This is a genomic window from Bacillus cereus group sp. BfR-BA-01309 (genome assembly GCF_022664315.1).
GTDB classification, from domain to species: Bacteria; Bacillota; Bacilli; order Bacillales; family Bacillaceae_G; genus Bacillus_A; species Bacillus_A mobilis.
Window position 1 is genome coordinate 1 of sequence record NZ_JAKUHE010000056.1, and the last position, 624, is coordinate 624.

Consider the following 624-nt stretch of genomic DNA (forward strand, 5'->3'; position numbering starts at 1 on the left):
TTCATTTTCTTTACTAAATCATAATACGTACTCCGTGGAATACCAGCTAGCTCCACGAGTACCTTCACCGAATATTTATGCCTTAATTCATAGACTACTTGCGCTTTGTCTTGTTTCGTGATTTTTCCTTGTTTTGAACTAAGGCATTCAACTTTTTTAAGTACTCATTTTCCATCTCAAGCTGTTTAATACGTGCTTCAAGTGCTTCGACTGACCCTTCAGCTAAAGCTTGTTTTAATTGTTTATTTGAATCTTTTTTCATGGATGGACGCCCCTTTTTCTTAGATTGAAGGGCATCAATTCCTTGTGTTTCGAGCTGTTTTTTCCAAACAGAAATCGTTGAAGGGGCAGGAATGTTGAAGATAGCTGCCGTCTCAAATAAGGATATACCGTTTTCAATCATAAAGTTTAGTACGTCTAGTTTAAATTGTTGTGTGTAATTTGTACATCGTTTTAGAAAAGCTTCCACACCATTCTGTTTATATTGGTTTACCCAATTCAAAATGATTGTGCTACTTATACCGATCGCTCTACCCATTTCTCGATAACTTTCATTGCCGTTCAAATAACGTAGAACGATTTGTGTTTTTTCATCAGCTGTAAATTTAGCCATAGAAAAACTGC

At 35.9% G+C, this 624-nt stretch carries 1 pseudogene; it reads right to left on the reverse strand.

What is annotated here, in order from left to right:
- Positions 1-613 (reverse strand): annotated as a pseudogene (locus tag MR115_RS29520) (transposase); the annotation flags it as partial.
- Positions 614-624 lie beyond the last annotated feature (11 nt).